We start from the raw sequence: 22,066 nt of genomic DNA on the forward strand, positions 1-22,066 counted from the left end.
GGCCACCCGGTGACTTCCCTCGCAACCCTCGCCACCGCCGGAGGGGCCGCCTCGGCGGCCACCGGCGTCACGGCATACGCCTGGCTGCTCGTCGCGCTGCCGCTGCTCGGCGCCGCGGTCCTGCTGCTCGGTGGCCGCGCCACCGACAAGTGGGGCCCGCTGTTCGCGGTCGCCATGTCCTGGGCGGCGTTCGTCGTCGGCCTGCTCGTGTGGATCGCGATGCTCGGCCGCCACGGCGAGGCCCGGGCCGAGCACCTGCACTTGTTCACCTGGGTGCCGGCCGGGTCGTTCAACCTCGACGCCGGGATGCTGGTCGACCAGCTGTCGGTGGTGTTCGTCCTGCTCATCACCTTCGTCGGCTCGCTGATCCACGTGTACTCGCTCGGGTACATGGAGCACGACCCCGACAAGCGCCGGTTCTTCGCCTACCTCAACCTGTTCGTCGCGGCGATGCTCCTGCTCGTCCTGTCGGACTCCTACCTGCTGCTCTACGTCGGCTGGGAGGGCGTCGGCCTCGCCTCGTACCTGCTCATCGGGTTCTGGAACCACAACCCGGCGTATGCCACGGCCGCCAACAAGGCGTTCGTCGTCAACCGCGTCGGCGACTTCGGCCTCTCGGTCGCGATCATGATCATGTTCGCGGCGTTCGGGACGGTCACCTTCGCCGGTGTCGCGCAGGCATCCGGCAAGGCGGGGGAGGGCGTCCTCACCGCGATCGGCCTCATGCTGCTGCTCGGCGCCTGCGGCAAGTCGGCGCAGTTCCCGCTGCAGTCCTGGCTCGGTGACGCCATGGCCGGCCCGACCCCCGTGTCGGCGCTCATCCACGCGGCGACCATGGTCACCGCCGGCGTCTACCTCGTGGTGCGCAGCAACTTCATCTTCGACCACGCGCCGAACGCCCAGCTCGTCGTCGTCATCGTCGGCGCGATCACGCTGCTGTTCGGGGCAGTCGTGGGCTGCGCCAAGGACGACATCAAGAAGGCGCTGGCCGCCTCGACGATGAGCCAGATCGGCTACATGATGCTCGCCGCAGGCCTCGGCCCGGTCGGGTACGCGTTCGCGATCTTCCACCTGCTCACGCACGGCTTCTTCAAGGCCGGCATGTTCCTCGGGGCCGGTTCGGTCATGCACGGCATGAACGACCAGGTCGACATGCGCCGGTTCGGCAACCTGTCCGGCGCCATGAAGACCACCTGGATCACCTTCGGCCTCGGCTGGCTCGCGATCCTCGGTGTGCCGCCGTTCTCGGGCTTCTGGTCCAAGGACAAGATCATCGAGGCCGCGTTCGTCGGCGAGGGCTGGCGGCCGTGGGTCTTCGGCGGCGCCGCGCTCATCGGCGCCGGCATCACCGCCTTCTACATGTCGCGCCTGTTCTTCATGACCTTTCACGGCAAGAAGCGCTGGACCGACGACGTGCACCCGCACGAGTCGCCGCTGACCATGACGGTCCCGATGATGGTGCTGGCCGTCGGGTCCGCCCTGCTCGGCCTCGTCCTGGCGCTCGGCAACACGTTCGCGCACTGGCTCGAGCCGGTCGTCGGCGCGCACGACGAGAACGCGCACGCCGTCCTGTCGGTGCCGGTCCTGATGACGCTGACGCTGCTGCTCGTCGCGGGCGGCATCGTCCTGGCGTGGATGCGCTACTGGCGCGACGAGGTCCCGCAGGTGCAGCCGACCGGCTCGCTGCTGACCCGTGCGGCCCGGCGTGACCTGTACCAGGACGACGTCAACGAGGGTGCGTTCATGCGCCCCGGCATCCACCTGACCCGCGCCCTCGTCTTCGCCGACAACCGCGGCGTCGACGGTGGCGTCGGTGGCCTGGCCGCCCTCGTCGGTGGCACGTCGAGCCGCCTGCGTCGCCTCCAGAACGGTTTCGCTCGGTCCTATGCCCTGACGATGCTCGCCGGCGTCGTCGTCCTCCTCGGTGCTGTGTGGGTGATCAACTGATGTCCAACTTCCCCTGGCTGACCGTCATCGGGCTCGTCCCGCTGATCGGTGCGGTCGTCGTCGCGGCGCTGCCGGCCTCCGTGGCCGACCAGGCCAAGCGGGTGGCCCTCGGCTTCTCGCTGGTGACGCTCGTGCTGGGTGTGGCTGCCGCGCTGCAGTTCGACACCGGTTCGACCCAGCAGTTCCAGCTCTCCGAGCGGCACGAGTGGATCCCGCAGTTCGGCGTCTCGTACGCCCTCGGGGTGGACGGCCTCGCGCTCGTCATGATCCTCATGGCCCTGGTCCTGCTGCCGGTCTGCATCCTCGCCGCGTGGCACGACGTGCCCGAGGGCGGTGCGCGGGAGAAGAACTACTTCGCGCTCATGCTGTCGCTCGCCACCTTCATGGTGGGCGTGTTCGCCGCGACCGACGTGTTCCTCTTCTACGTCTTCTTCGAGGCCATGCTCATCCCGGTGTACTTCCTCATCGGGTCCTTCGGCGGCCCGCGCCGGCAGTACGCCGCCGTGAAGTTCCTGCTGTTCTCCCTCGCCGGTGGGCTCGTGATGCTCGTGGGCGTCATCGCGCTCTACCACTACGGCCCCGGCGGCTCCGACGGCTTCCTCGTCAGCAAGCTCACCGGGCTCGACCTGCCCCAGGGAGCCGGCCGCTGGATGTTCGTGGCGTTCTTCTTCGCCTTCGCGGTCAAGGCCCCGATGTGGCCGGTCCACACCTGGCTGCCCGACGCGGCCACCGAGGCCAAGCCCGCGACGGCCGTGCTCCTCGTCGGCGTGCTCGACAAGGTCGGCACCTACGGGATGATCCGGTTCTGCCTGCAGCTGTTCCCGGAGGCGTCGAAGTGGGCGACCCCGGTCGTCCTCACGCTGGCCGTCATCTCGGTGCTCTACGGCGCGCTGCTGGCCATCGGCCAGACCGACCTCATGCGCCTGATCGCCTACACCTCGGTGAGCCACTTCGGCTTCATCGTCCTGGGCATCTTCGCGTTCACGACCACCGGTGGCGCCGGCTCGACGCTGTACATGCTCAACCACGGGTTCACGACGGCGGCGCTGTTCCTCGTCGGCGCGATGCTCGTCGCCCGGCGCGGCAGCAAGCGGATCCCGGACTTCGGCGGCTGGCAGCGGGTCACCCCCGGCCTGGCCGGCGTGTTCCTCGTGTCCGGCCTCGCCGGACTGGCGCTGCCCGGCCTGAGCCCGTTCGTCTCCGAGATCATGGTGCTGGTCGGCACGTTCCAGCGGTACCGGTTCCCGGCCGTGGTCGCGACCGCGGGCATCGTCCTCGCGGCGCTCTACATCCTGCTCATGTACAAGCGGATGATGACCGGCCCCAAGCCGGAGCTCGAGGGCGCCGCCGTCCGCGACATCACGGTGCGCGAGAAGCTCGTCGTCGCGCCGGTCCTCGCCGTCCTCATCGTGCTGGGCTTCTACCCGAAGCCCGCGCTCGACCTGCTCAACCCGGCCGTGAAGACGACGCTGCACCACGTGGGCGTCTCGGACCCGGCACCCTCCTCCGCTGCTGACGGGAGCACGAAGTAATGCCCGCCATGACGGTCCTCGCGACGACGGCCCTGCCTGCCGCCGTGCCCGCCGCCTTCAAGGCCGCCGACGTGAACTACGGCGCGGTGGCGCCGATGCTCGTCGTCGTCGCCGGCGCGCTCATCGGTGTGCTCGTCGAGGCGTTCGCGCCCCGCCGGGTGCGCCACACCACCCAGGTCGCGCTCGCGCTCGTCACGCTCGTCGCGGCCTTCGTCGTGCTCGTCACGGTCTCGGTGCAGAGCGCCCACCAGGGCGTCACGCTGGCCCGCGCGGTCGTCATCGACGGCCCGGCCCTGTTCCTGCAGGGCGCCATCCTCGCGATGGCCGCACTCGGGGTGCTCACCATGGCGGAGAAGTTCGGCGGCCAGGGTGCCGACGCCTTCACCCCCCTGGGTGCCGCGATCCCCGGGTCGGCCCACGAGGCGGCCGCCCTGCGCGCGGGGCTGGCCACCAGTGAGGTCTTCCCGCTGACGCTGTTCGCCGTCGTCGGCATGATGCTCTTCCCGGCCGCCGGCGACCTGCTGACGATGTTCATCGCGCTCGAGGTGCTCTCGCTGCCGCTGTACCTCATGTGCGGCCTGGCCCGTCGTCGTCGCCTGCTGTCGCAGGAGGCCGCGCTCAAGTACTTCCTCCTCGGCGCGTTCAGCTCCGCGTTCTTCCTCTTCGGGTCGGCGCTGCTCTACGGGTATGCCGGCTCGGTCTACCTCAGCGACATCGCCGCGGCGGTCACGGCTGCCAACGGCCAGATGGAGGGGCTGCTCCTCCCGGGTGTCCTGCTGGTGCTGATCGGCCTGCTGTTCAAGGTCGGCGCGGTGCCGTTCCACTCCTGGACCCCGGACGTCTACCAGGGCGCCCCCACCCCGGTCACCGGCTTCATGGCAGCCTGCACCAAGGTGGCTGCGTTCGGCGCGATCCTGCGGTTCGCGTACGTCGCAGCGCAGGGCAACCGCTGGGACTGGCGCGGCGGCGTCATCGCCGTCGCTGCCCTGACCATGGTCGTCGGCGCGGTCCTGTCGGTCACCCAGACCGACGTCAAGCGGCTGCTCGCGTACTCCTCGATCGCCCACGCCGGGTTCATCCTCGTGGCGGTGCTGGCCTTCGACAAGACCGGTGTCAGCGGGACGATGTTCTACCTGGTCGCCTACGGCTTCATGACGATCGCCGGCTTCGCGGTGGTCTCGATGGTCCGCCAGGGCGGCTCCGAGGCGTCGCACCTGTCCCAGTGGGCCGGGCTCGGCCGTCGCCACCCGGTGGTGGCGGGCGTGTTCGCCTTCCTGCTGCTGGCCTTCGCGGGCATCCCGCTGACGTCGGGCTTCGCGGCCAAGTACGCCGCGTTCTCGCCGGCGGTCTCCTACGGCGGCACCTCGGGCGTGGCCCTGGTCGTCATCGGCGTCATCGCCTCGGTCGTGACGGCGTTCGTCTACGTGCGGCTCATCGTCCTCATGTACTTCACCGAGCCGCCGGCCGGTGAGGCCGTGGTGGCGGAGACCGCATCGCCGTTCCTCACCGTCGCGATCACCATCGGCACGCTGGTCACCCTCGCCCTGGGCATCATGCCGACCCAGGTGCTCGACCTGGCCGACCGGTCCTCGCAGTTCCTGGTGAAGTGACCCGGTCCGGTGAGGCGACGCGGTCTGCCGACGTGACCCGATCCGCCGAGGTGACCCAGCCCCGGGCAGCGGGTGGCACGGTGCCGGGGCTCTCGCTGCCGTCCGTGCCGGACGACCTGTCCGACGAGCTCCAGCGGGGGCTCGCGGAGGTCGACGCGCTGCTGCGACGCGAGGTCGACCACGACGACCCGTTCATCGCGGGCGCGAACAGCCACCTCATCGAGGCGGGCGGGAAGCGGTTCCGGCCGCTGCTGACCCTGCTCGCGGCGCAGCTCGGCACCGGCACGAACCCGGACGTCGTGGCCGCTGCCGCCGGCGTCGAGCTGACCCACGTGGCGTCGCTGTGCCACGACGACGTCATGGACGAGGCCGACGTGCGCCGCGGCGCCCCGAGCGCCAACGCCCGCTACGGCAACTCGACCGCGATCCTCGTCGGCGACCTGCTCTTCGGCACGGCGTCGTCGATCATCGCCGACCTCGGCGCCGAGGCGGTCAAGATCCAGGCCGAGACGTTCGTGCGGCTGTGCGCGGGCCAGATCCGCGACACCCGCCGCGCGCCCGAGGGCACCGACCCGGTCGAGTACTACCTGGGCGTCCTGGCCGACAAGACCGGCGTCCTCATCGCCACGGCTGCCCGCTACGGGGCGATGTTCTCCGGCTGCGACGCCGCGACCGTCGAGGTCATGCGCGAGTTCGGCGAGCGGATCGGCATGGCCTTCCAGCTGGCCGACGACCTCATCGACGTGTCGTCGGACGAGGCCGAGCTGGGCAAGACCCCCGGGACCGACCTGCGCGAGGCCAAGCGAACCCTGCCGGTCCTCTATGCCCTTGCCTCGGACGACCCCTCCGACGCCCGCCTGCAGGAGCTGCTGCAGCGCGACCTGCGCGAGGACGAGGACGCCCTCGCCGAGGCGCTGGGACTGTTGCGCGGCAACGCCGCCATGGAGCGGGCGCGCGAGCACACCGCTGCCGTCGCCCGTCGTGCCCAGGAGGTCCTCGAGCCGCTGCCCGAGGGGGCCGCCAAGGACGCGCTGCACGCCCTGGCGACCAGCGTCGTCACCCGCGTCGGCTGACCCACCCGGACGCGTCCGCCCTCGCCGGACCGCCCGGCATACCCGCACCCGCGCCCGTGCCACCCGCATCATCCCCACTTGTTGCCACGAGGTGGTCACGCAGCCTCCCAAACAGGGGCGCCGTGACGATCTAGTGGCAACAAGTGGGAAGGCCGGGTCGGCGAACGACGGTTTTGCGCGTGCCGGGGCCGGCGGGGGAGGGGCGTGGGTATCGTCGCGCCTGTGACCTCCGACGTCGACCGCTGGGACGCCGCCACCGCAGACCTGCAGCCGCCGCTGGCCGTCGTCGACCTCGACGCGTTCGACGCCAACGCGGCCGACCTGGTCCGCCGGGCCGGTGGCACCCCGATCCGCGTCGCCTCCAAGTCGGTGCGCTGCCGCAGCCTGCTCGGGCGCGTGCTCGGGATGGAGGGGTTCCACGGCGTGATGGCGTATGCCGTGGCCGAGGCCGCCTGGCTGGTCGGCGAGGGCCTCGACGACGTGTTCGTGGCGTACCCCAGCGTCGACCGCGCCGCCATCGCCGAGGTGGCCGCGGACGAGCGGCTCGCGGCGCAGGTGACGCTGACCGTCGACAGCGCCGAGCACGTCGACCTGCTGGCCTCGGTCGACCGGCCGCACGGGCTGCGCGTGGCTGTCGACGTCGACTCCTCGCTGCGCCTGGGCCGCGTCCACCTGGGGGTGCGGCGGTCCCCGGTGCGCACTCCCGAGGACGCGGTGGCCGTGGCCTTGGCCGCCCAAGCAGAGGGACTGCGGGTGGTCGGGACGATGTTCTACGACGCGCAGATCGCCGGCCTCCCCGACTCCTCCCCGGCCGTCCGGGTGGTGAAGCGGAGGTCGGCGGCGAGCCTGCTCGAGCGCCGCGCGGCCGTCGTGGGCGCGCTGCGAGAGGTGACCGACCTCGAGTTCGTCAACGCCGGCGGGACCGGGTCGCTGCACGTGACCGGCCGCGACCCCGTCGTCACCGAGCTCGCAGCCGGGTCGGGCCTGTACGGGCCGACGCTGTTCGACGGGTACGACGACTTCTCGCCGCGTCCCGCCGCGGCCTACGCGCTCTCGGTGGTGCGGCGCCCCGGTCCCGGCTTCGCGACGGCGTTCGGTGGTGGCTACGTCGCCTCGGGTCCGGCGAGCCGGTCGCGGCTCCCGCGCCCGTACGGCCGCTCCGGCGTGGGCCTGGTGCGCCGCGAGGGGGTCGGCGAGGTGCAGACGCCGTTGCAGGGCACCGGAACCCGCGACCTGCACGTCGGCGACCGGGTCTGGTTCCGCTACGCCAAGGCCGGCGAGATGTGCGAGCGGTTCGACCGGCTGCACCTCGTCCGTGGGGCGCAGCTCCTCGACACCGTGCCGACGTACCGCGGCGAGGGGAGGAACTTCGGATGACGGCGCGGCCGGTGAAGCCGTCGAGGCGCTGGACCAACTGGGCGGGCAACCAGACCTGCCACCCGGCGGAGGTGGCGACTCCCGGCAGCACCGAGGAGGTGGCCGCCGTCGTGCGCGACGCCGCGCGGCGTGGGCTCGGCGTCAAGCCCGTCGGCACCGGCCACTCGTTCACCGCGATCGCGACCACCGACGGGGTGCAGCTGCGGCTCGACGGCCTCCGCGGTGTCGTGCACGCCGATGCCGTCACCGGTCGCGTCCGCGTCCTCGGGGGCACGCCGCTGCACGTCCTCAACCCGGCGCTGCAGGCGCTCGGCCTGGCGCTGCCCAACCTGGGCGACATCGACCGCCAGACCGTCACCGGCGCGATCTCCACCGGCACCCACGGCACCGGACTGCGGTTCCAGGGCATCGCGTCGGCCGTGCGCGGCCTGACTCTCGTCCTCGCCGACGGGTCGGTGCTGGCCTGCTCGCAGGAGGTCGAGCCCGAGGTGTTCCAGGCGGCCCGGGTCGGGCTCGGCGCGCTCGGGGTGGTCACCGAGGTCGAGCTGCAGTGCGTCCCGGCGTTCCGGCTGCACGCCCGCGAGTTCGGCGCCGACCTGCACGACGTCCTCGACCGCCTCGACGACGACCTGGCCGCCCACGACCACGTCGACATGCACTGGTTCCCGCTCACCGACCGGGTGCTCGTCAAGCACAACGACCGCGTCGGGCCCGACGCCCCGGGCGACCCGCTGCCCGCGTGGCGGGCCTGGCTCGACGACGACTTCCTCTCCAACCGGCTCTACGAGGCGACCAACCGGGCGGCGACCCGCTTCCCCCGCATCGTCCCGCCCCTCAACACCGTCAGCGCACGGCTGCTCGGCGCCCGCGAGTACACCGACGACTCCTGGCGCGTGTTCGTCGCCGAGCGTGCGGTGCGCTTCCGCGAGAGCGAGTATGCCGTGCCGAGGACCCACGCCCGTGACGTCGTCCTTGCTGTCCGTGACTGGCTCGAGCGGCACCGGCCGCCGCTGACGTTCCCGCTGGAGCTGCGGTTCACCGGGGCCGACGACGTCTGGCTGTCCACGGGGTACGAGCGCGAGAACGCGTACATCGCCATGCACCAGTACCACCGCATGGACGACGCGGGCGCGTTCGCGGCATTCGAGGAGATCGTGGCCGAGCACGACGGCCGGCCGCACTGGGGCAAGCTGCACACCCTCGACGCCGAGCGGCTGCAGGGCCTGTACCCGAGGTTCGACGACTTCCGCGCCGTGCGCGACCGCCTCGACCCGGGTCGGGTCTTCGCCAACGACTACCTGCGCCGCGTCCTCGGCGACTGAGCTGGCGACGGAGCCCGGTGCCGGTCCCCGGTGCGACGCCAGACCGCAGCCACCACGTCGGCCCGGAGGAGCCCGACGCCTGAGCAACGGTTCCGGCGAGCCCGTCCCGTGCGCTGCCGGTGGCAGCTCAGGGCGCGACGTCGGCGAGCTCGGCGGCGCGTGCTCGCGCGAGGCCAGATCGGTGCCGCAGGGTGTCGACCGTGAGCACCACGAGGGCCAGCCAGACGATGGCGAAGCCGATCCATCGGGCGGTCGACATGTGCTCGTGGAGCAGCAGCACGCCGCACAGCAGCTGCAGCACCGGGGTGATGAACTGCAGCAGGCCGATCGTCACCAGCGGCACCCGCCGGGCGGCCGCGGCGAAGAGCAGGAGCGGGGTGGCGGTCGCGACGCCGGCCAGGACGAGCAGCGTCGTGTGCCACGCGCCGTCGGTCGTGAACGTCGTGTCACCGCGCACGGTCAGCACGGCGAGCATGACCACCGCGATCGGCCCGAGGACGAGCGTCTCCGCGGACAGCGACTGCATCGCCGTCAGGGAGACGCCGACCTTCTTCTTGACGAGGCCGTAGCCGCCGAAGGAGAACGCGAGGGTCAGCGCGATGACCGGCACCGACCCGGCGGCGACGGACAGGTAGACCCCCGCCAGCGCGCCGATCGCCACGGCGACCCACTGCAGCGGCCGCAGGCGCTCGCGCAGCACCAGCACCCCCAGGGCGACCGTCACGATCGGGTTGAGGAAGTAGCCGAGCGCGGCCTCGGTCGTGTGGTCGTTGAGCACGGCAGCCACGTAGACGACCCAGTTCACGCCGATCAGCAGCGCGGCCGCGGTCACCCCACCGGCGAGCCGGGGCCGGCGGACCAGGTCGCGCAGCCAGGCGAGGTCGCGCCGCAGCCCCAGGACCACGAGGCACAGCAGCAGGGTCCACAGGATGCGGTGGGACAGGATCTCCCACGCCCCGGCCGGCTTGAGCGCGGCGAAGTAGAGGGGGAAGAGCCCCCACACGGCATACGCCGTGAAGCCGTATGCCGCGCCACGCCGCGTCTCGTCCGCCTCGCTCGCGCCGCGCTGCTGCCGGTCCGCAGCCACCGCGTCGCGCGCCTGCTCGTCGCCGCCGCTCACGCGGCGGGTCCGGGGGACTGCGTCACGCCACGGTCCAGGTGTCGCGCCCGCGGATGAGCGCGTCGAGGTCGGCGTCGGTGGCCCGGCCACCTGCGGTGTCGACGGCCGCCGCGACCTGGCCGCGGACGAGGTCGTCGTAGGTGGGGCGGTCGACGTCGCGGAAGACGCCCATGGGGACGTGCGTCATCTCCGGGGAGTCCAGCCGCGACAGCGCGAACGCCTGCGTCGGGTCGGGTGCGCCCACGTCGTGCACGACGACGTCGCGGCCCCCTGCCTGCGCCTCCGGCACGAACTCCATCCCGCCGCCGGCGGTGCGGACGAGCACCTGACGGTCGTCCTCGGGGCCGACCCGCACCGGCTCCCCGTCGGCGAGGTGGACGATGCGGGCCTCCTGCTGGCTGCGGTCCTTGATGAGGTCGAACGCGCCGTCGTTGAAGATCGGGCAGTTCTGGTAGATCTCGACCAGTGACGTGCCGCGGTGCTCGGCGGCCCGGCGCAGGACCTCGGTGAGGTGCTTGCGGTCGGAGTCCATCGTGCGCGCGACGAAGGTCGCCTCGGCGCCGAGGGCGAGGGAGACCGGGTTGAAGGGGTGGTCGACCGAGCCCATCGGGGTGGACTTGGTGATCTTGCCGACCTCGGACGTGGGGGAGTACTGGCCCTTGGTGAGTCCGTAGATCTGGTTGTTGAACAACAGGATCGTGAGGTTCACGTTGCGGCGCAGCGCGTGGATGAGGTGGTTGCCGCCGATCGACAGGGCGTCGCCGTCACCGGTGACGACCCACACCGACAAGTCGCTGCGGCTCGTCGCGAGGCCGGTCGCGATCGCGGGCGCACGGCCGTGGATCGAGTGCATGCCGTAGGTGTCGAGGTAGTACGGGAACCGCGACGAGCAGCCGATGCCGGAGACGAACACGATGTTCTCGCGCCTGAGGCCGAGGTCGGGCAGGAAGCCCTGCACGGCGGCGAGGATCGCGTAGTCACCGCAGCCCGGGCACCAGCGCACCTCCTGGTCGGAGGTGAACTCCTTCTTGGTCTGGCGGGCGGCGTCGTCGGGCAGCCGCGGCACGCCGGCCGTACCGCCTTCCGGTGCGCTGCCCGGCATACCCAGGTCGATGGCGCTCACGCCCGGACCTCCTGCGTGGTGTCGGTGGTGGCGGACCCGGCCTCCTCGAGCAGCGACACGACCGCGTCGGCGAGCTCGACGGTCGTGAACGGCAGGCCACGCACCTGGGTGAACGAGTGGACGTCGACGAGGTACTTCGCGCGCAGCAGCATCGCGAGCTGGCCCATGTTCATCTCGGGCACGAGCACGCGGTCGTAGCGGCGCAGCACCTCGCCGGTGTTGCGGGGGAACGGGTTGAGGTGGCGCAGGTGCGCCCGGGCGACCTTGGCGCCGGTGTTGCGCACGCTCCGGACGGCCGCGGCGATCGGGCCGTACGTCGAGCCCCAGCCGAGGACCAGGACGTCCGCCTCGCCGCTCGGGTCGTCGACCTCGAGGTCGCCGATGGTGTCCGCGATCCGCTCGACCTTGGCGGCCCGCAGCCGGGTCATGAGGTCGTGGTTGTCGGGGTCGTAGGAGATGTTGCCGGTGACGTCGGCCTTCTCGATGCCGCCGACGCGGTGCTCGAGGCCCGGGGTGCCCGGGACGGCCCAGGGCCGGGCCAGCGTCGTCTCGTCGCGCAGGAACGGGTGGAAGACGGGCGTGCCGTCGGCGGCGGTGGCGTTGGGCTCGGTGGCGAACTGCACCGTGAGGTCGGGCAGGTCCTCGACCTGCGGGACGGCCCACGGCTCGGACCCGTTGGCGAGGTAGCCGTCGGACAGCACGAACACCGGCGTGCGGTAGGTCGTCGCGATGCGGACGGCCTCGAGCGCGGCCGGGAAGCAGTCCGCGGGGGACTGCGGCGCGACGATCGGCACCGGCGACTCGCCGTTGCGGCCGAACATCGCCTGCAGCAGGTCGGACTGCTCGGTCTTGGTGGGCAGGCCGGTCGACGGGCCGCCGCGCTGGACGTCGACGATCACCAGCGGCAGCTCGAGGCTGACGCCGAGGCCGATCGTCTCGGACTTGAGCGCGACACCGGGGCCCGAGGTCGTCGTGACGCCGATGGCCCCGCCGAAGCTCGCTCCGAGCGCGGCCCCGATGCCCGCGATCTCGTCCTCGCACTGCATCGTCGTGACGCCGTACCGCTTGAGCCCGCTGAGGGTGTGCAGGATGTCCGAGGCGGGCGTGATGGGGTACGAGCCGAGGACGAGCGGTATGCCGGCCCGGTGCGCCGCGGTCGTGAGGCCGAGTGCGAGGGCGAGGTTGCCGGTGATGTTGCGGTAGGTGCCCGGCCGCATCTTCGCCGGGGCGATCTCGTAGGAGACGGCGAAGTCCTCGGTGGTCTCCCCGTAGTTGAGACCGGCCTTGAGCGCTGCGAGGTTGGCGGCGAGGATCTCCGGCTTGCTGCCGAACTTCTTCTCCAGGAACGACTCCGTGCCGCTCGTGGGGCGGTGGTACATCCACGACAGCAGCCCGAGCGCGAACATGTTCTTCGCGCGCTCCTTGTCCTTACGGGACAGGCCGTCGAACTCGGCCAGCGCCTCCACCGTGATGCTCGTGAGCGCGACCGGGTGGACGTGCCACGACTCGAGGCTGCCGTCCTCCAGCGGGTTGGTGGCGTAGCCGACCTTGCCGAGGTTGCGCTTGGTGAACTCGTCGGTGTTGGCGATGATCGTGGCGCCGCGGGGCAGGTCGCGCAGGTTGGCCTTGAGCGCCGCGGGGTTCATCGCGACGAGGACGTCGGGGGCGTCGCCCGGCGTCAGCACGTCGTGGTCGGCGAAGTGCAGCTGGAAGCTCGAGACACCGGGCAGGGTGCCCTGGGGCGCACGGATCTCGGCCGGGAAGTTGGGGAGGGTCGACAGGTCGTTGCCGAGGGCGGCGGTCTCGCTCGTGAACCGGTCCCCCGTCAGCTGCATGCCGTCGCCCGAGTCCCCAGCGAACCGAATGACCACCCGGTCGAGCTGCTGGACGGACTTGCTGCTCATCTGCGTTTCCGCCACCTGTTCTCCATGTCGTTCCCGCCGGCGCGGGCGTTCTTCCATGGTAGATCGGGCACGGAGGAGGGCAGGTGGCCACCCGCCCCTCGGACGCGGGCGGGTGGCGGCCCCGGTCAGGCCGTGACGGTGATCTCGTGGATCTCGTCGTACGGGTGCCCGGCGCGCTCGTGGATCCGCTGGATCGCCTCGGCGTCGGGCCCCTCGGACAGGCAGAACACGTGGCCGGTGCTCGGGTCGCCCCACGCCTGCTTGAAGTCCACGCCCTCCTCGCCCTGGATCGCGAGGTCGGCTCGGTGCGCCTCGAGCAGGGCCTCCGCGGTGACTCCCTGCATGTTCGTGTGGACGTCCATGAACTGGGCCATGAGCGGCTCCTTCCGGCTGGGTCCCCTGAGGCCCAGGACGCTACGCCGGGCGAGCGCCGACCGGATCCGTCACAGGGGTGGTTCGTCCGAGGCCTCGAGCTGGGCCCCCCAGTGGTCCCAGAGGTCGCGAAGGCGTGACTGGTGCGCCTCGCCCGCGAGGACCCGCGCGACGGTGCCGCCCCGCTCGAGGACGTAGACGTCGGCGCTGGGGACGTCGGGTGCCCCCGTCGGCCGCCACCCCAGCGCGGTGACCGTGTCGACGACCCTGGCGCCCCCGAGCACTCCCGGCTGCGAGCGCGCCGACGGCCCGAGCCGGAGCTCCTCCACGAGGGCCGGCCGCCCGTCGACGCAGGCCGTCGTGGTGCACCGCAGGTCGCCGCCGGCCTCGCCGGAGCGCCCGAGCGCGACCGTGTCGCGCAGCAGCAGCCGGCCGCCCGCCGCGACGTCGACGTCGAGGGTGCGGGTGACGACGGCGCCGCCCGAGACCACGAGCGGCTCGCCGGCCCAGGTGAGCGTCCCGCCCGGAGCGACGGTGAGCCGGACGTCGACCCGGCACGCCCTGCCGCGGCCGTGGTACGCCACCGTACCGGCCACGTCGCGCAGGTCCAGCCAAGTGCCGGTCCCCACCTCGACGTCGAGCCGGACCTCGTCGCCGCCCAGCAGCGTCGCCGTCGTCGCCACCAGCGCCACCTCGGCGCGGCAGCCGGTCACCCGCACGACCCGGGGCGCGAGCAGGCCGGTGGCGAGGTCGAGCCGCGCCCGCCCTGCGTCGAGTGCCACCGCGACCCGGGTGCGCCGCGGCGTCACCCGTGCGACCGGCCCCGGGTCTCCGTCCCCGACGGCAGGGCCGACCTCAGTGGGTGTGCGCGGTGCCATCGGCGTGGGAGTGCGGTGCCATCGGCCCGGGGTCGACGGGCGTGTGGGCGCCCGAGCGGTGGTGGTCGAGCAGGTGCAGCAGCCACGACCGCAGCTCGGCGACGGAGGCCGGGTCGTGCCGGGACAGGGCGATGACCGGGCGCCCGCCACGGGCCTCGCGACCCTGCTCGGCCATGAGCGCCGCGTCGACGCCGACGTGGGGTGCGAGGTCGGTCTTGTTGACCACGAGCAGGTCCGCGCGGGCGATGCCGGGACCGCCCTTGCGCACGACGTCGCCCCCGCCCGCGACGTCGAGGACGAACACCTGGGCGTCGACGAGGGCCGGCGAGAACGTCGCCGTGAGGTTGTCCCCGCCCGACTCGACGAGCACCATGTCGAGGGGCGCGAAGTCGGCCTCGAGGTCCTCGACCGCCAGCAGGTTCGCCGTGACGTCGTCGCGGATCGCGGTGTGCGGGCAGGCCCCGGTCTCGACCGCGCGGATCCGCTCGGGGTCCAGCACGCCGGCCGCGCGGAGCATCCGCGCGTCCTCGTCGGTGTAGATGTCGTTGGTGACGACGCCGATCTGCAGCTCGCCGGCCAGCTCGCGGCAGACCATCGCGATCAGGCTCGACTTGCCGGTTCCGACGGGGCCGGCGACGCCGAGGCGGAACGAGCGGGAGCTCTCAGGCACGGAACAACCTCCGGGGTGCGGAGCCGTGGCGGTGCTGCCAGGACTCGAGGAGCGGGGCGGAGCCGACGGGTATGTCGGCCGGCTCGGTGAGGTGCGCGACCCCGGCGACGAGGGCCTCGACGGCAGGCCCGGCGGCCAGCAGCCACTCGGTCGTCTCCGCCGGGTCGAGGGGGCACAGCTTGAGGGCTGCGCTGCACAGCGACTGGACGTCGTCGTACGCCACGAGCCGGGCCGTGCGCGCGCCGTCCAGTCCGCCGGCGGCCGCCATGGCGCCGACCGCCACCGGCCGGGACGGTTGCGCCAGCGGGGTCAGGGCGGTGCACGCGGCGCTGCCCGGCCACAGCCGCCTGCAGAGCCTGCGCTGGCCGCGACCGACGGCGCGGCTGGCCTCCCGCGCGACCTCGCTCGGGGTGCGCGCGGCCCAGGCCTCCTCGACGTCACCCAGCGGCAGGCCGGCCAGGACGCGGTGCCGGGCCACGACGGCGGCGCCCGCCTCCACCGCGACGACCGTCGCGAGGCGCGTCGCCACCAGGTCGGGCACGTCGGCCGGGTCGAGACCACCGAGCAGGGCCGGCTCGAGGCCGGAGGACTGGGTGTGCGCGCCGACGGGCAGCCGGCCGTCGGCCAGCATCATCGCCGCGAACTCGGGATGGGGGAGCACGGTCGCGGGCACCCTCAGAAGAGCGAGTAGCGCTGGGCGAGCGGCAGCTCGGTCGCCGGCGCCGGCTCGACGAGCTCGCCCTCGACCCGGATCGCGAACGACTCGGGGTCGACCTCGATCCGGGGCGTCGCGTCGTTGTTGACCATGTCGGCCTTGGTGACGTCCCGGGTCGGACGCACGGCCTCGAGCCGCCGCCGCAGGCCGAGCCGGTCCGCCAGGCCGTCCTCGAGTGCGGCAGGCGCCACGAACGTGACCGAGCGGTCCGCGCCCGCGCCGCCCTCGGCGACCAGGGCCGGGCGCATGAGCACCGGCTGCGGCGTGGGGATGGACGCGTTCGGGTCGCCCAGCGCGGCATACACGATCGCGCCGCCCTTGACGACGACGTCGGGACGCCACCCGAAGAACTTCGGGTCCCACAGGACGAGGTCGGCCAGCTTGCCCGGCTCGACCGACCCGACGAGGTGGTCGATGCCGTGCGCGACCGCCGGGTTGATCGTGTACTTCGCGACGTACCGGCGGGCGCGCTCGTTGTCCGCTGGGAGGGTGCCGCCGAGCGCGCCGATCCGGTGCTTCATGACGTGGGCGACCTGCCACGTGCGGGTGACGACCTCGCCGATCCGACCCATGGCCTGCGCGTCCGAGCTCGTCATCGACAGGGCGCCGAGGTCGTGCAGGACGTCCTCGGCGGCGATGGTCGTCGCGCGGATCCGGCTCTCGGCGAACGCGAGGTCCTCCGGGACGGCCGGGTTGAGGTGGTGGCAGACCATGAGCATGTCGAGGTGCTCGGCGACGGTGTTGACGGTGTGCGGCAGCGTCGGGTTGGTCGAGCCCGGCAGGACGTTGGGCAGCGACGCGACGGTGATGATGTCCGGCGCGTGGCCGCCGCCGGCGCCCTCGGTGTGGAACGCGTGGATGCCACGCCCGCCGATCGCGCGGATGGTCGAGTCGACGTACCCCGCCTCGTTGAGGCTGTCGCTGTGCAGCGTCACCTGCAGGCCCCAGCGGTCGGCCGCGCGCAGGGCCGCGTCGATGGCCGCCGGGGTGCTGCCCCAGTCCTCGTGCACCTTGTATGCCGCCGCGCCGGCGAGGGCCTGCTCGGCCAATCCGGCTTCGCTGACCGTGTTGCCCTTGGCCATGAGCAGCACGTTGACGGGCAGGTGGTCCAGGCCGCGGTGGACGCCCGCGAGGTGCCACGGACCGGGCGTCACGGTCGTGGCCTTGGAGCCCTCGGACGGGCCGGTGCCGCCACCGCCGAGGGTCGTCAGCCCGGCAGCCAGCGCCTCGTGCACCTGGCTCGTCGACAGGAAGTGCACGTGCAGGTCGATGCCGCCCGCGGTGAGGATGCGGCCCTCGCCGGAGATGACGTCGGTGCCGGGCCCGATCTCGAGGTCGGGGTGAACGCCGTCGGCGACGTCGGGGTTGCCGGCCCGGCCGAGCGCGACGATGCGGCCGTCGCGGATCCCGACGTCGGCCTTGACGACGCCCCAGTGGTCGAGGACGACCGCGTTGGTGACGACCGTGTCCAGGGCGCCCTCGGCGCTCGTGCGGGTGCCCTGCGCCATCGACTCGCGGATCGACTTGCCGCCGCCGAAGACGGCCTCCTCGCCGCCGATGGTGAGGTCGTCCTCGACCTCGACCCACAGGTCGGTGTCGCCGAGGCGCACCTGGTCCCCGGTCGTGGGGCCGTACAAGGCGGCATACCGCTCGCGGTCGATCTCAGCCATCGAGGGCTCCGTCGCCGTCGCGCACCTGCAGGCCGGGGACGCGGCGGCGCCCCTTCAACGCCACCGCGTCCACCTCCCGGCTGACGCCGGGCTCGAACCGCACGGATGTGCCGCTCGGGATGTCGAGGCGGAACCCGTGGGCCGCCTCGCGGTCGAAGCCCAGCGCCGGGTTGGCGTCGGGCAGGTGCAGGTGGGAGCCGACCTGGATGGGCCGGTCCCCGGTGTTGACGAGGACGAGGGTGATCCGCTCCGCGTCGGTGCGGTCGCCGTTGAGGGTCACGGTGCCGGGCCGGACGCGGACCGCCCCCGGGCCGGTGCTGCTGGTGGCCATCGCTGCTCCTCAGGCGATCGGGTGGTGGAGGGTGACGAGCTTGCGGCCGTCGGGGAACGTCGCCTCGACCTGCACGTCGGGGAGCATCTCGGGCACGCCCTCCATGACCTGCTCACGGGTGAGCACCGTGCGACCCTGCTCCATGAGGTCGGCGACCAGGGCGCCCTCCCGGGCGCGTTCGAGGACCCAGGTGGACAGCAGCGCCACGGCCTCGGGGTGGTTGAGCCGCACCCCGCGGGCGAGCCGGTCGCGCGCGACCATGCCGGCCACGGACAGCAGCAGCTTCTCGGTGTCGGCGGGCGACAGGTGCATCGGCGGCCTCCTGGGGGGTGGGGCGGGCCCGGCGAGCGGGTGCGTGGCCAGTAGACCAAGCCCGTGTTTCGCGCGCATTTCGTCATCAGGGCGTGGGAACACGCGTGGCCCGAGCGGGTTCGAGCGGGTTCGGCCCCAAGCCCGGCCGCGAGGCCCGAAGTCCCAGACTTCGGGGGGCGGGCGTGCCGGGGGTTGGATCGGTGGACGACCGGTAGCGGAGGCGCACCGGCACCGCCACACTGTGCGCATGCTGCGGCTCGACGACCTCTGGGTCTGGGACTCCTGGGTGGCCGACGACGGCGACCTCTACCACCTCTTCTTCCTCCAGGCGCCGAGGTCGCTCGGCGACCCGGCCAAGCGCCACACCGCGGCCCGGGTCGGGCACGCCACCTCGCGGGACCTGGTCACCTGGGACTACCTCGGCGAGTGCCTCGGCCCCGCCGACACCGGCTTCGACGACCTGGCGATCTGGACCGGGTCGGTGGTGCGCGACGGCGACCGGTGGCGGATGTTCTACACGGCGATCTCGACCGCAGGGCACCACGTCTACGACCAGCGCGTCGGCTCGGCGGCGTCCGAGGACCTGCACCACTGGACCAGGGTCTCCGACCAGCCGTCCGTGCGCGTCGACGGCACCTGGTACAAGAACCTCGCGAACACCCCGGCCCCGACCGAGGGCCCGGACCTCGAGGGGTCGAGCGAGACCTGGCGTGACCCGCTCGTCCTGCCCGACCCCGGTGGCGAGGGCTGGCACATGCTGATCACCGCCAGGGGAGTCGGCGCGGGCCGCAACGACGACGGCGTCGTGGGGCACGCCACCAGCACCGACCTCGAGCACTGGACCCTCGGGCCCCCGCTCAGCGAGACCGGCACCGGGTTCGGCCAGCTCGAGGTGCTCCAGGTCAAGCAGCTCGACGGCCGCTGGGTCCTCGTCTTCACCTGCCACCCGCAGGAGATGACCCCCGAGCGCATCGCCCGGACCGGCGAGTTCTGCACCTGGTCGGTGCCCGGCCCCGGCCCGCTCGGGCCGTGGGACGTCGACGCCGCCCGGCCGTTCACCGCCGAGCCCGACCTCTTCGCGGCACCACTGGTCCAGCAGCGGGACGGCTCGTGGGTGCTCATCGGCTTCCGCAACCTCGAGCCGAAGGGTCTCGACGGGTTCGAGATCATCGACCCGATGCCCGTGACGCTCGACGCCGAGGGCTACCTCGTCACCCGCTGAGGGACCCGTCCACCGCCGTCGGACACCCGGAGGGAGAAACGACGCGTCCCTCGGCGCTGCGTACGCAATTCAGTTGCGCAGCAAAGGAATTCCAGTGGACGACCATGGTGTCAAAATTCGAACAGGTGTACGATTGGGGCATGTCGCCCACCCCTCTCGCACTGGCCCGGGACACCCGGGAGCGGGAGCTGTGGGCGCGCACGGCGCAGGTGGCGGGCCGGCTCAACCGGGCGCAGGCGGAGCTGGTCGAGGTCGCCCGCGAGCTCATCGAGGACCGGCACTGGGGTGATGGTGGGTTCCGGTCGCCGGAGCACTACCTCGTGGTGCGGGCCGGCCTCTCGCCGGAGCACGCGGCCGATGTGGTGCGCGTCGCGCGTCGCCGCGAGGAGCTGCCGGCCGCGGTGCGGGCCCTGGACGCGGGTGAGCTGTCGCTGGACCAGGTCGCCGTCGTGGCCCGGCGGGTCCCGTCCACGCACCAGGAGCAGATGACCCGGCTGGCGCGGCACGCGACGGTGCCGCATCTGCGCCGGATGTGCGCACGCCACGTGTTCGACCAGGGCGGCGGGACGCCGGCGGGGGCGCCGGGCCAGCCGGTCGAGGCGCCGGGCCAGCCGGTCGACGGTCGGCCCACGATGGTCCGTGACTCGCTGGCCGGGCAGTCGGCACCGGAGCGTCGTGCCTGCGACAAGCCGGAGCTCGCCATGCACTACGACGCCGACGGCCGGTTCCACCTGCGGTACTCGGCTCCCGCCACGGTCGGTGCGCTGGTCGAGCAGGCCATCAAGGAGGCCAAGGACGCTCTCGTCACCGCGAACCGCGACACCGCGCATGGCGGCGACGCGGACGAGAAGCGCGCTGGCAGCGCTGCCGAGGGCGCGGGTTGTGGAGCAGCCAGCACGGGTCGCCCGACCTATGCGGACGCGCTGGAGGAGCTGGCGAACCGGTCGCTGGCCTCGATCGCCTCGACCAGCCGGGCGTCGCACTACCGGGTCTACCTGCACCTGTCGACCGACGGCGCCTGGGTCAACGGCGGTCACGCCATCCCGCTGCGGCTGCTGGGCCGGTTCGTCAGCGACGGCGTGGTCCAGCCGGTGTGGGAGACCGAGGGCCGACCCGTCTCGGTGGGCCGCGGCATGCGGATCCTGCCCGAGCGGACACGCCGGCTGGTCGAGGACCGCGACCGCGGGCTGCCGGTTTCCCGGGTGCGGGGCCACCCGGTTCGTCGAGGTCCACCACCTGCAGGCCTGGTCCGACGGGGGCGCCACCGACGAGGACAACCAGGCCAGCCTCTGCCCACACCACCACGACGCCCTCGACCGGGGCGACTTCACCCTGACCGGTGACCCGACCAGGCCCGACGGGCTCGTCGCCACCAACCGGTACGGCCTACGCATCCGGCCACCGCGCCCCGTCGACACCACACCGCCACCCGGCGGCGACCCACCCGTCCCGCTGGACGCCTACCAGCCCCCGACCGGTGAAGACGTGCGCTGGCAGGACCTCGACATCGTCCCCGACGCCATGCTCCGGTCCCGCTGAGCTCCGGTCGCGCTCACCGACGACCCCGGCGGAAACGACGGGCAGGCGCAGGCCCCGGCGGCATACCCTCCAGCCATGCTCGTGCGCCGTGAGACCACCGCCGACCACGACGTCGTCCACGCGCTGCACCGCGACGCCTTCGCCCACGGCCCCACGGAGGACGGGCGTCCGGCGAGCGACGGCGCGGCCGAGGCCCGGCTCGTCGACGAGCTGCGGGCCGACGGCCACCTGCTCAACGCGATGACGTTCGTCGCCGAGCGCGACGGCGTCGTCGTCGGGCACGTCGCCATGAGCGCCGCCACGGTGGACGGGCGCGCCGGCGAGCTCGTGGCGCTCGGCCCGCTCGGCGTCCTGCCCGAGCACCAGCGCACCGGGGTCGGCTCGGCGCTCGTGCACGCCGCGCTCGGGGCGGCCGACGCCCTCGACGTCCGCGGGGTCGTCCTGCTCGGGCATCCCGAGTACTACCCGCGGTTCGGGTTCGGGCCGGCCGTCGAGCACGGCATCACGCCGCCGCACGACTGGGGGCCGCGGTTCTTCCTGCTGCGGCGGCTGACCGCCTGGGGCGACGGGATCCGTGGCGCCTTCCGGTACGCCGACCCGTTCGAGCGGGTCGACTGAGCAGCGGTCCTTCCAGCGAGGCCGGCCCGCGTCAGTTGGGGTTCCAGCCGTGCTCGGCCTCGCGCGGCGCCAGCCCGAGTCCCTGCGTCAGGGCGGTCTCACGCCGCACCATGCGCAACCCGAGCCGCAACCGCGCGCACGTGTCCGGCGCGGCCAGCAGCTGCTGGCGCTCGGTCAGGCCGAGCGAGGCCGCCGTCCCCACCGCGTACGAGAGCTCCGTGGGGTCGTCGGGCCAGTCCAGCTCCCGCGCACCGAGCGCGCGGGCGAAGGCGTCGAGCGCGTCGCGCACCGACTCCGCCAGGTCGGCCGCCTCCGCCGGGTCCCCGGTCTCCTCGCCGAGCCACGAGACCTCGCCCGTGAGGTATGCCGTGCCGGCCTCGGTCGCGACCCGGTCCAGGTGGAAGCGTCGACGGCCCTCGCCGAGGACGAGGAACCGGCCGTCCCCGACCGCGGCGGCGCCGCTCACCCTGGCCACGCAGCCGATCTCGTGCAGGTCGCGGGCGGCGTCGGCGCCGACCTCGTGGCCGTGGCGGATGGCGACCACGCCGAAGTCGGGCTGGTCGGCACCGGCGACGAGGTCCTGGAGCATCGCGATGTACCGCGGCTCGAAGACCTGCAGGGGGAGCTCGGCACCGGGCACCAGCACCGTGCCGAGCGGGAACAGCGGGAGCCGCGGCATGGGTACACGGTAAGCGCCCGCGGTCGGCACCGACACCCACGGGCAGGGGGCT

Annotated in this window: 21 protein-coding genes; 10 read left to right on the forward strand and 11 right to left on the reverse strand. The window is 72.9% G+C overall.

The genetic code is table 11. The annotated features are described in order from the left end of the window. The first annotated feature begins 9 nt into the window (after nucleotides 1-9). From nuoL to ACFUC1_RS02045, 6 genes are all read left to right on the forward strand, one after another. Nucleotides 10-1,947, forward strand: a complete 1,938-nt coding sequence (gene nuoL / locus ACFUC1_RS02020; RefSeq protein WP_379116230.1) for an NADH-quinone oxidoreductase subunit L — start codon at nucleotides 10-12, stop codon at nucleotides 1,945-1,947. Then, complete coding sequence (locus tag ACFUC1_RS02025) at nucleotides 1,947-3,479, forward strand: NADH-quinone oxidoreductase subunit M (protein ID WP_379116231.1); 1,533 nt, start codon at nucleotides 1,947-1,949, stop codon at nucleotides 3,477-3,479. The genes nuoL and ACFUC1_RS02025 overlap by 1 nt, the downstream gene beginning before the upstream one ends. An 8-nt stretch (nucleotides 3,480-3,487) precedes the next feature. Continuing rightward, nucleotides 3,488-5,089 (forward strand): NADH-quinone oxidoreductase subunit NuoN, encoded by a 1,602-nt coding sequence (nuoN, locus tag ACFUC1_RS02030; protein WP_379116287.1) that lies wholly within the window; start codon nucleotides 3,488-3,490, stop codon nucleotides 5,087-5,089. Between the two features lie 32 nt (nucleotides 5,090-5,121). Then, complete coding sequence (locus ACFUC1_RS02035; protein ID WP_379116232.1) at nucleotides 5,122-6,162, forward strand: polyprenyl synthetase family protein; 1,041 nt, start codon at nucleotides 5,122-5,124, stop codon at nucleotides 6,160-6,162. 222 nt (nucleotides 6,163-6,384) lie between these two features. Then, on the forward strand, nucleotides 6,385-7,539 hold the full coding sequence (locus tag ACFUC1_RS02040) for an amino acid deaminase/aldolase (protein WP_379116233.1): 1,155 nt from the start codon (nucleotides 6,385-6,387) through the stop codon (nucleotides 7,537-7,539). After that, the gene (locus tag ACFUC1_RS02045) at nucleotides 7,536-8,861 is read left to right on the forward strand and encodes a D-arabinono-1,4-lactone oxidase (protein ID WP_379116234.1); all 1,326 of its coding nucleotides are present in this window, start codon (nucleotides 7,536-7,538) and stop codon (nucleotides 8,859-8,861) included. The genes ACFUC1_RS02040 and ACFUC1_RS02045 overlap by 4 nt, the downstream gene beginning before the upstream one ends. 127 nt (nucleotides 8,862-8,988) lie before the next feature. Here the strand turns inward: ACFUC1_RS02045 and rarD are convergent, their stop codons facing one another. The 10 genes from rarD to ACFUC1_RS02095 all read right to left on the reverse strand — a co-directional run bounded on the left by rarD (nucleotide 8,989) and on the right by ACFUC1_RS02095 (nucleotide 17,956). Next, nucleotides 8,989-9,981, reverse strand: a complete 993-nt coding sequence (rarD, locus tag ACFUC1_RS02050; RefSeq protein ID WP_379116235.1) for an EamA family transporter RarD — start codon at nucleotides 9,979-9,981, stop codon at nucleotides 8,989-8,991. A gap of 22 nt (nucleotides 9,982-10,003) precedes the next feature. Further along, nucleotides 10,004-11,083, reverse strand: a complete 1,080-nt coding sequence (locus tag ACFUC1_RS02055; RefSeq protein WP_379116288.1) for a 2-oxoacid:ferredoxin oxidoreductase subunit beta — start codon at nucleotides 11,081-11,083, stop codon at nucleotides 10,004-10,006. A gap of 17 nt (nucleotides 11,084-11,100) precedes the next feature. Beyond that, nucleotides 11,101-13,008: a 2-oxoacid:acceptor oxidoreductase subunit alpha gene (locus ACFUC1_RS02060; RefSeq protein WP_379116236.1), complete on the reverse strand. Its 1,908-nt coding sequence runs from the start codon at nucleotides 13,006-13,008 to the stop codon at nucleotides 11,101-11,103. A 125-nt stretch (nucleotides 13,009-13,133) separates the two neighbouring features. Then, nucleotides 13,134-13,382, reverse strand: a complete 249-nt coding sequence (locus tag ACFUC1_RS02065; protein ID WP_379116237.1) for an SCO4226 family nickel-binding protein — start codon at nucleotides 13,380-13,382, stop codon at nucleotides 13,134-13,136. Nucleotides 13,383-13,451: 69 nt separating this feature from the next. Continuing rightward, nucleotides 13,452-14,162: an urease accessory protein UreD gene (locus ACFUC1_RS02070; RefSeq protein ID WP_379116238.1), complete on the reverse strand. Its 711-nt coding sequence runs from the start codon at nucleotides 14,160-14,162 to the stop codon at nucleotides 13,452-13,454. Between the two features lie 73 nt (nucleotides 14,163-14,235). Then, nucleotides 14,236-14,928, reverse strand: coding sequence for an urease accessory protein UreG (ureG, locus tag ACFUC1_RS02075; RefSeq protein ID WP_379116239.1), 693 nt, complete (start codon nucleotides 14,926-14,928; stop codon nucleotides 14,236-14,238). Beyond that, nucleotides 14,921-15,589, reverse strand: coding sequence for an urease accessory protein UreF (locus tag ACFUC1_RS02080; protein ID WP_379116240.1), 669 nt, complete (start codon nucleotides 15,587-15,589; stop codon nucleotides 14,921-14,923). The genes ureG and ACFUC1_RS02080 overlap by 8 nt, the downstream gene beginning before the upstream one ends. Before the next feature lie 14 nt (nucleotides 15,590-15,603). Then, nucleotides 15,604-17,313, reverse strand: a complete 1,710-nt coding sequence (locus tag ACFUC1_RS02085; protein WP_379116241.1) for an urease subunit alpha — start codon at nucleotides 17,311-17,313, stop codon at nucleotides 15,604-15,606. Next, nucleotides 17,306-17,644, reverse strand: coding sequence for an urease subunit beta (ureB, locus tag ACFUC1_RS02090; RefSeq protein ID WP_379116242.1), 339 nt, complete (start codon nucleotides 17,642-17,644; stop codon nucleotides 17,306-17,308). Before ureB ends, ACFUC1_RS02085 begins: the two co-directional genes overlap by 8 nt. Before the next feature lie 9 nt (nucleotides 17,645-17,653). After that, nucleotides 17,654-17,956 carry an urease subunit gamma gene (locus ACFUC1_RS02095; protein WP_379116244.1) on the reverse strand — a complete coding sequence of 101 codons (303 nt, stop codon included), beginning with the start codon at nucleotides 17,954-17,956 and terminating at the stop codon, nucleotides 17,654-17,656. Between the two features lie 247 nt (nucleotides 17,957-18,203). Here ACFUC1_RS02095 and ACFUC1_RS02100 point away from each other — a divergent pair, with 247 nt between their 5' ends. From ACFUC1_RS02100 to ACFUC1_RS02115, 4 genes are all read left to right on the forward strand, one after another. Beyond that, on the forward strand, nucleotides 18,204-19,178 hold the full coding sequence (locus ACFUC1_RS02100; RefSeq protein WP_379116245.1) for a glycosyl hydrolase: 975 nt from the start codon (nucleotides 18,204-18,206) through the stop codon (nucleotides 19,176-19,178). A 140-nt stretch (nucleotides 19,179-19,318) separates the two neighbouring features. Then, the gene (locus ACFUC1_RS02105) at nucleotides 19,319-20,521 is read left to right on the forward strand and encodes a DUF222 domain-containing protein (RefSeq protein ID WP_379116246.1); all 1,203 of its coding nucleotides are present in this window, start codon (nucleotides 19,319-19,321) and stop codon (nucleotides 20,519-20,521) included. Beyond that, nucleotides 20,415-20,717, forward strand: a complete 303-nt coding sequence (locus ACFUC1_RS02110; RefSeq protein ID WP_379116290.1) for a hypothetical protein — start codon at nucleotides 20,415-20,417, stop codon at nucleotides 20,715-20,717. Before ACFUC1_RS02105 ends, ACFUC1_RS02110 begins: the two co-directional genes overlap by 107 nt. 75 nt (nucleotides 20,718-20,792) lie before the next feature. Further along, nucleotides 20,793-21,335: a GNAT family N-acetyltransferase gene (locus ACFUC1_RS02115; RefSeq protein WP_379116248.1), complete on the forward strand. Its 543-nt coding sequence runs from the start codon at nucleotides 20,793-20,795 to the stop codon at nucleotides 21,333-21,335. 31 nt (nucleotides 21,336-21,366) lie between these two features. On the opposite strand, the gene ACFUC1_RS02120 is transcribed toward ACFUC1_RS02115, so the two are convergent. Next, nucleotides 21,367-22,014 (reverse strand): LON peptidase substrate-binding domain-containing protein, encoded by a 648-nt coding sequence (locus tag ACFUC1_RS02120; RefSeq protein WP_379116249.1) that lies wholly within the window; start codon nucleotides 22,012-22,014, stop codon nucleotides 21,367-21,369. Between the last annotated feature and the right edge of the window lie 52 nt (nucleotides 22,015-22,066).

Origin of the sequence: Pedococcus sp. NPDC057267, from assembly GCF_042668795.1 — a bacterium.
Lineage (GTDB): Bacteria > Actinomycetota > Actinomycetes > Actinomycetales > Dermatophilaceae > Pedococcus.

Coding starts and splice junctions, on each gene's coding strand:
- ACFUC1_RS02025 (WP_379116231.1), top strand. CDS start 1,947: ATGTCCAACTTCCCCTGGCTGACCGTCATCGGGCTCGTCCCGCTGATC.
- nuoN (WP_379116287.1), top strand. CDS start 3,488: ATGACGGTCCTCGCGACGACGGCCCTGCCTGCCGCCGTGCCCGCCGCC.
- ACFUC1_RS02045 (WP_379116234.1), top strand. CDS start 7,536: ATGACGGCGCGGCCGGTGAAGCCGTCGAGGCGCTGGACCAACTGGGCG.
- ACFUC1_RS02055 (WP_379116288.1), bottom strand. CDS start 11,083: ATGCCGGGCAGCGCACCGGAAGGCGGTACGGCCGGCGTGCCGCGGCTG.
- ACFUC1_RS02060 (WP_379116236.1), bottom strand. CDS start 13,008: ATGAGCAGCAAGTCCGTCCAGCAGCTCGACCGGGTGGTCATTCGGTTC.
- ACFUC1_RS02065 (WP_379116237.1), bottom strand. CDS start 13,382: ATGGCCCAGTTCATGGACGTCCACACGAACATGCAGGGAGTCACCGCG.
- ACFUC1_RS02085 (WP_379116241.1), bottom strand. CDS start 17,313: ATGGCTGAGATCGACCGCGAGCGGTATGCCGCCTTGTACGGCCCCACG.
- ureB (WP_379116242.1), bottom strand. CDS start 17,644: ATGGCCACCAGCAGCACCGGCCCGGGGGCGGTCCGCGTCCGGCCCGGC.
- ACFUC1_RS02095 (WP_379116244.1), bottom strand. CDS start 17,956: ATGCACCTGTCGCCCGCCGACACCGAGAAGCTGCTGCTGTCCGTGGCC.
- ACFUC1_RS02100 (WP_379116245.1), top strand. CDS start 18,204: ATGCTGCGGCTCGACGACCTCTGGGTCTGGGACTCCTGGGTGGCCGAC.
- ACFUC1_RS02105 (WP_379116246.1), top strand. CDS start 19,319: ATGTCGCCCACCCCTCTCGCACTGGCCCGGGACACCCGGGAGCGGGAG.
- ACFUC1_RS02115 (WP_379116248.1), top strand. CDS start 20,793: ATGCTCGTGCGCCGTGAGACCACCGCCGACCACGACGTCGTCCACGCG.
- ACFUC1_RS02120 (WP_379116249.1), bottom strand. CDS start 22,014: ATGCCGCGGCTCCCGCTGTTCCCGCTCGGCACGGTGCTGGTGCCCGGT.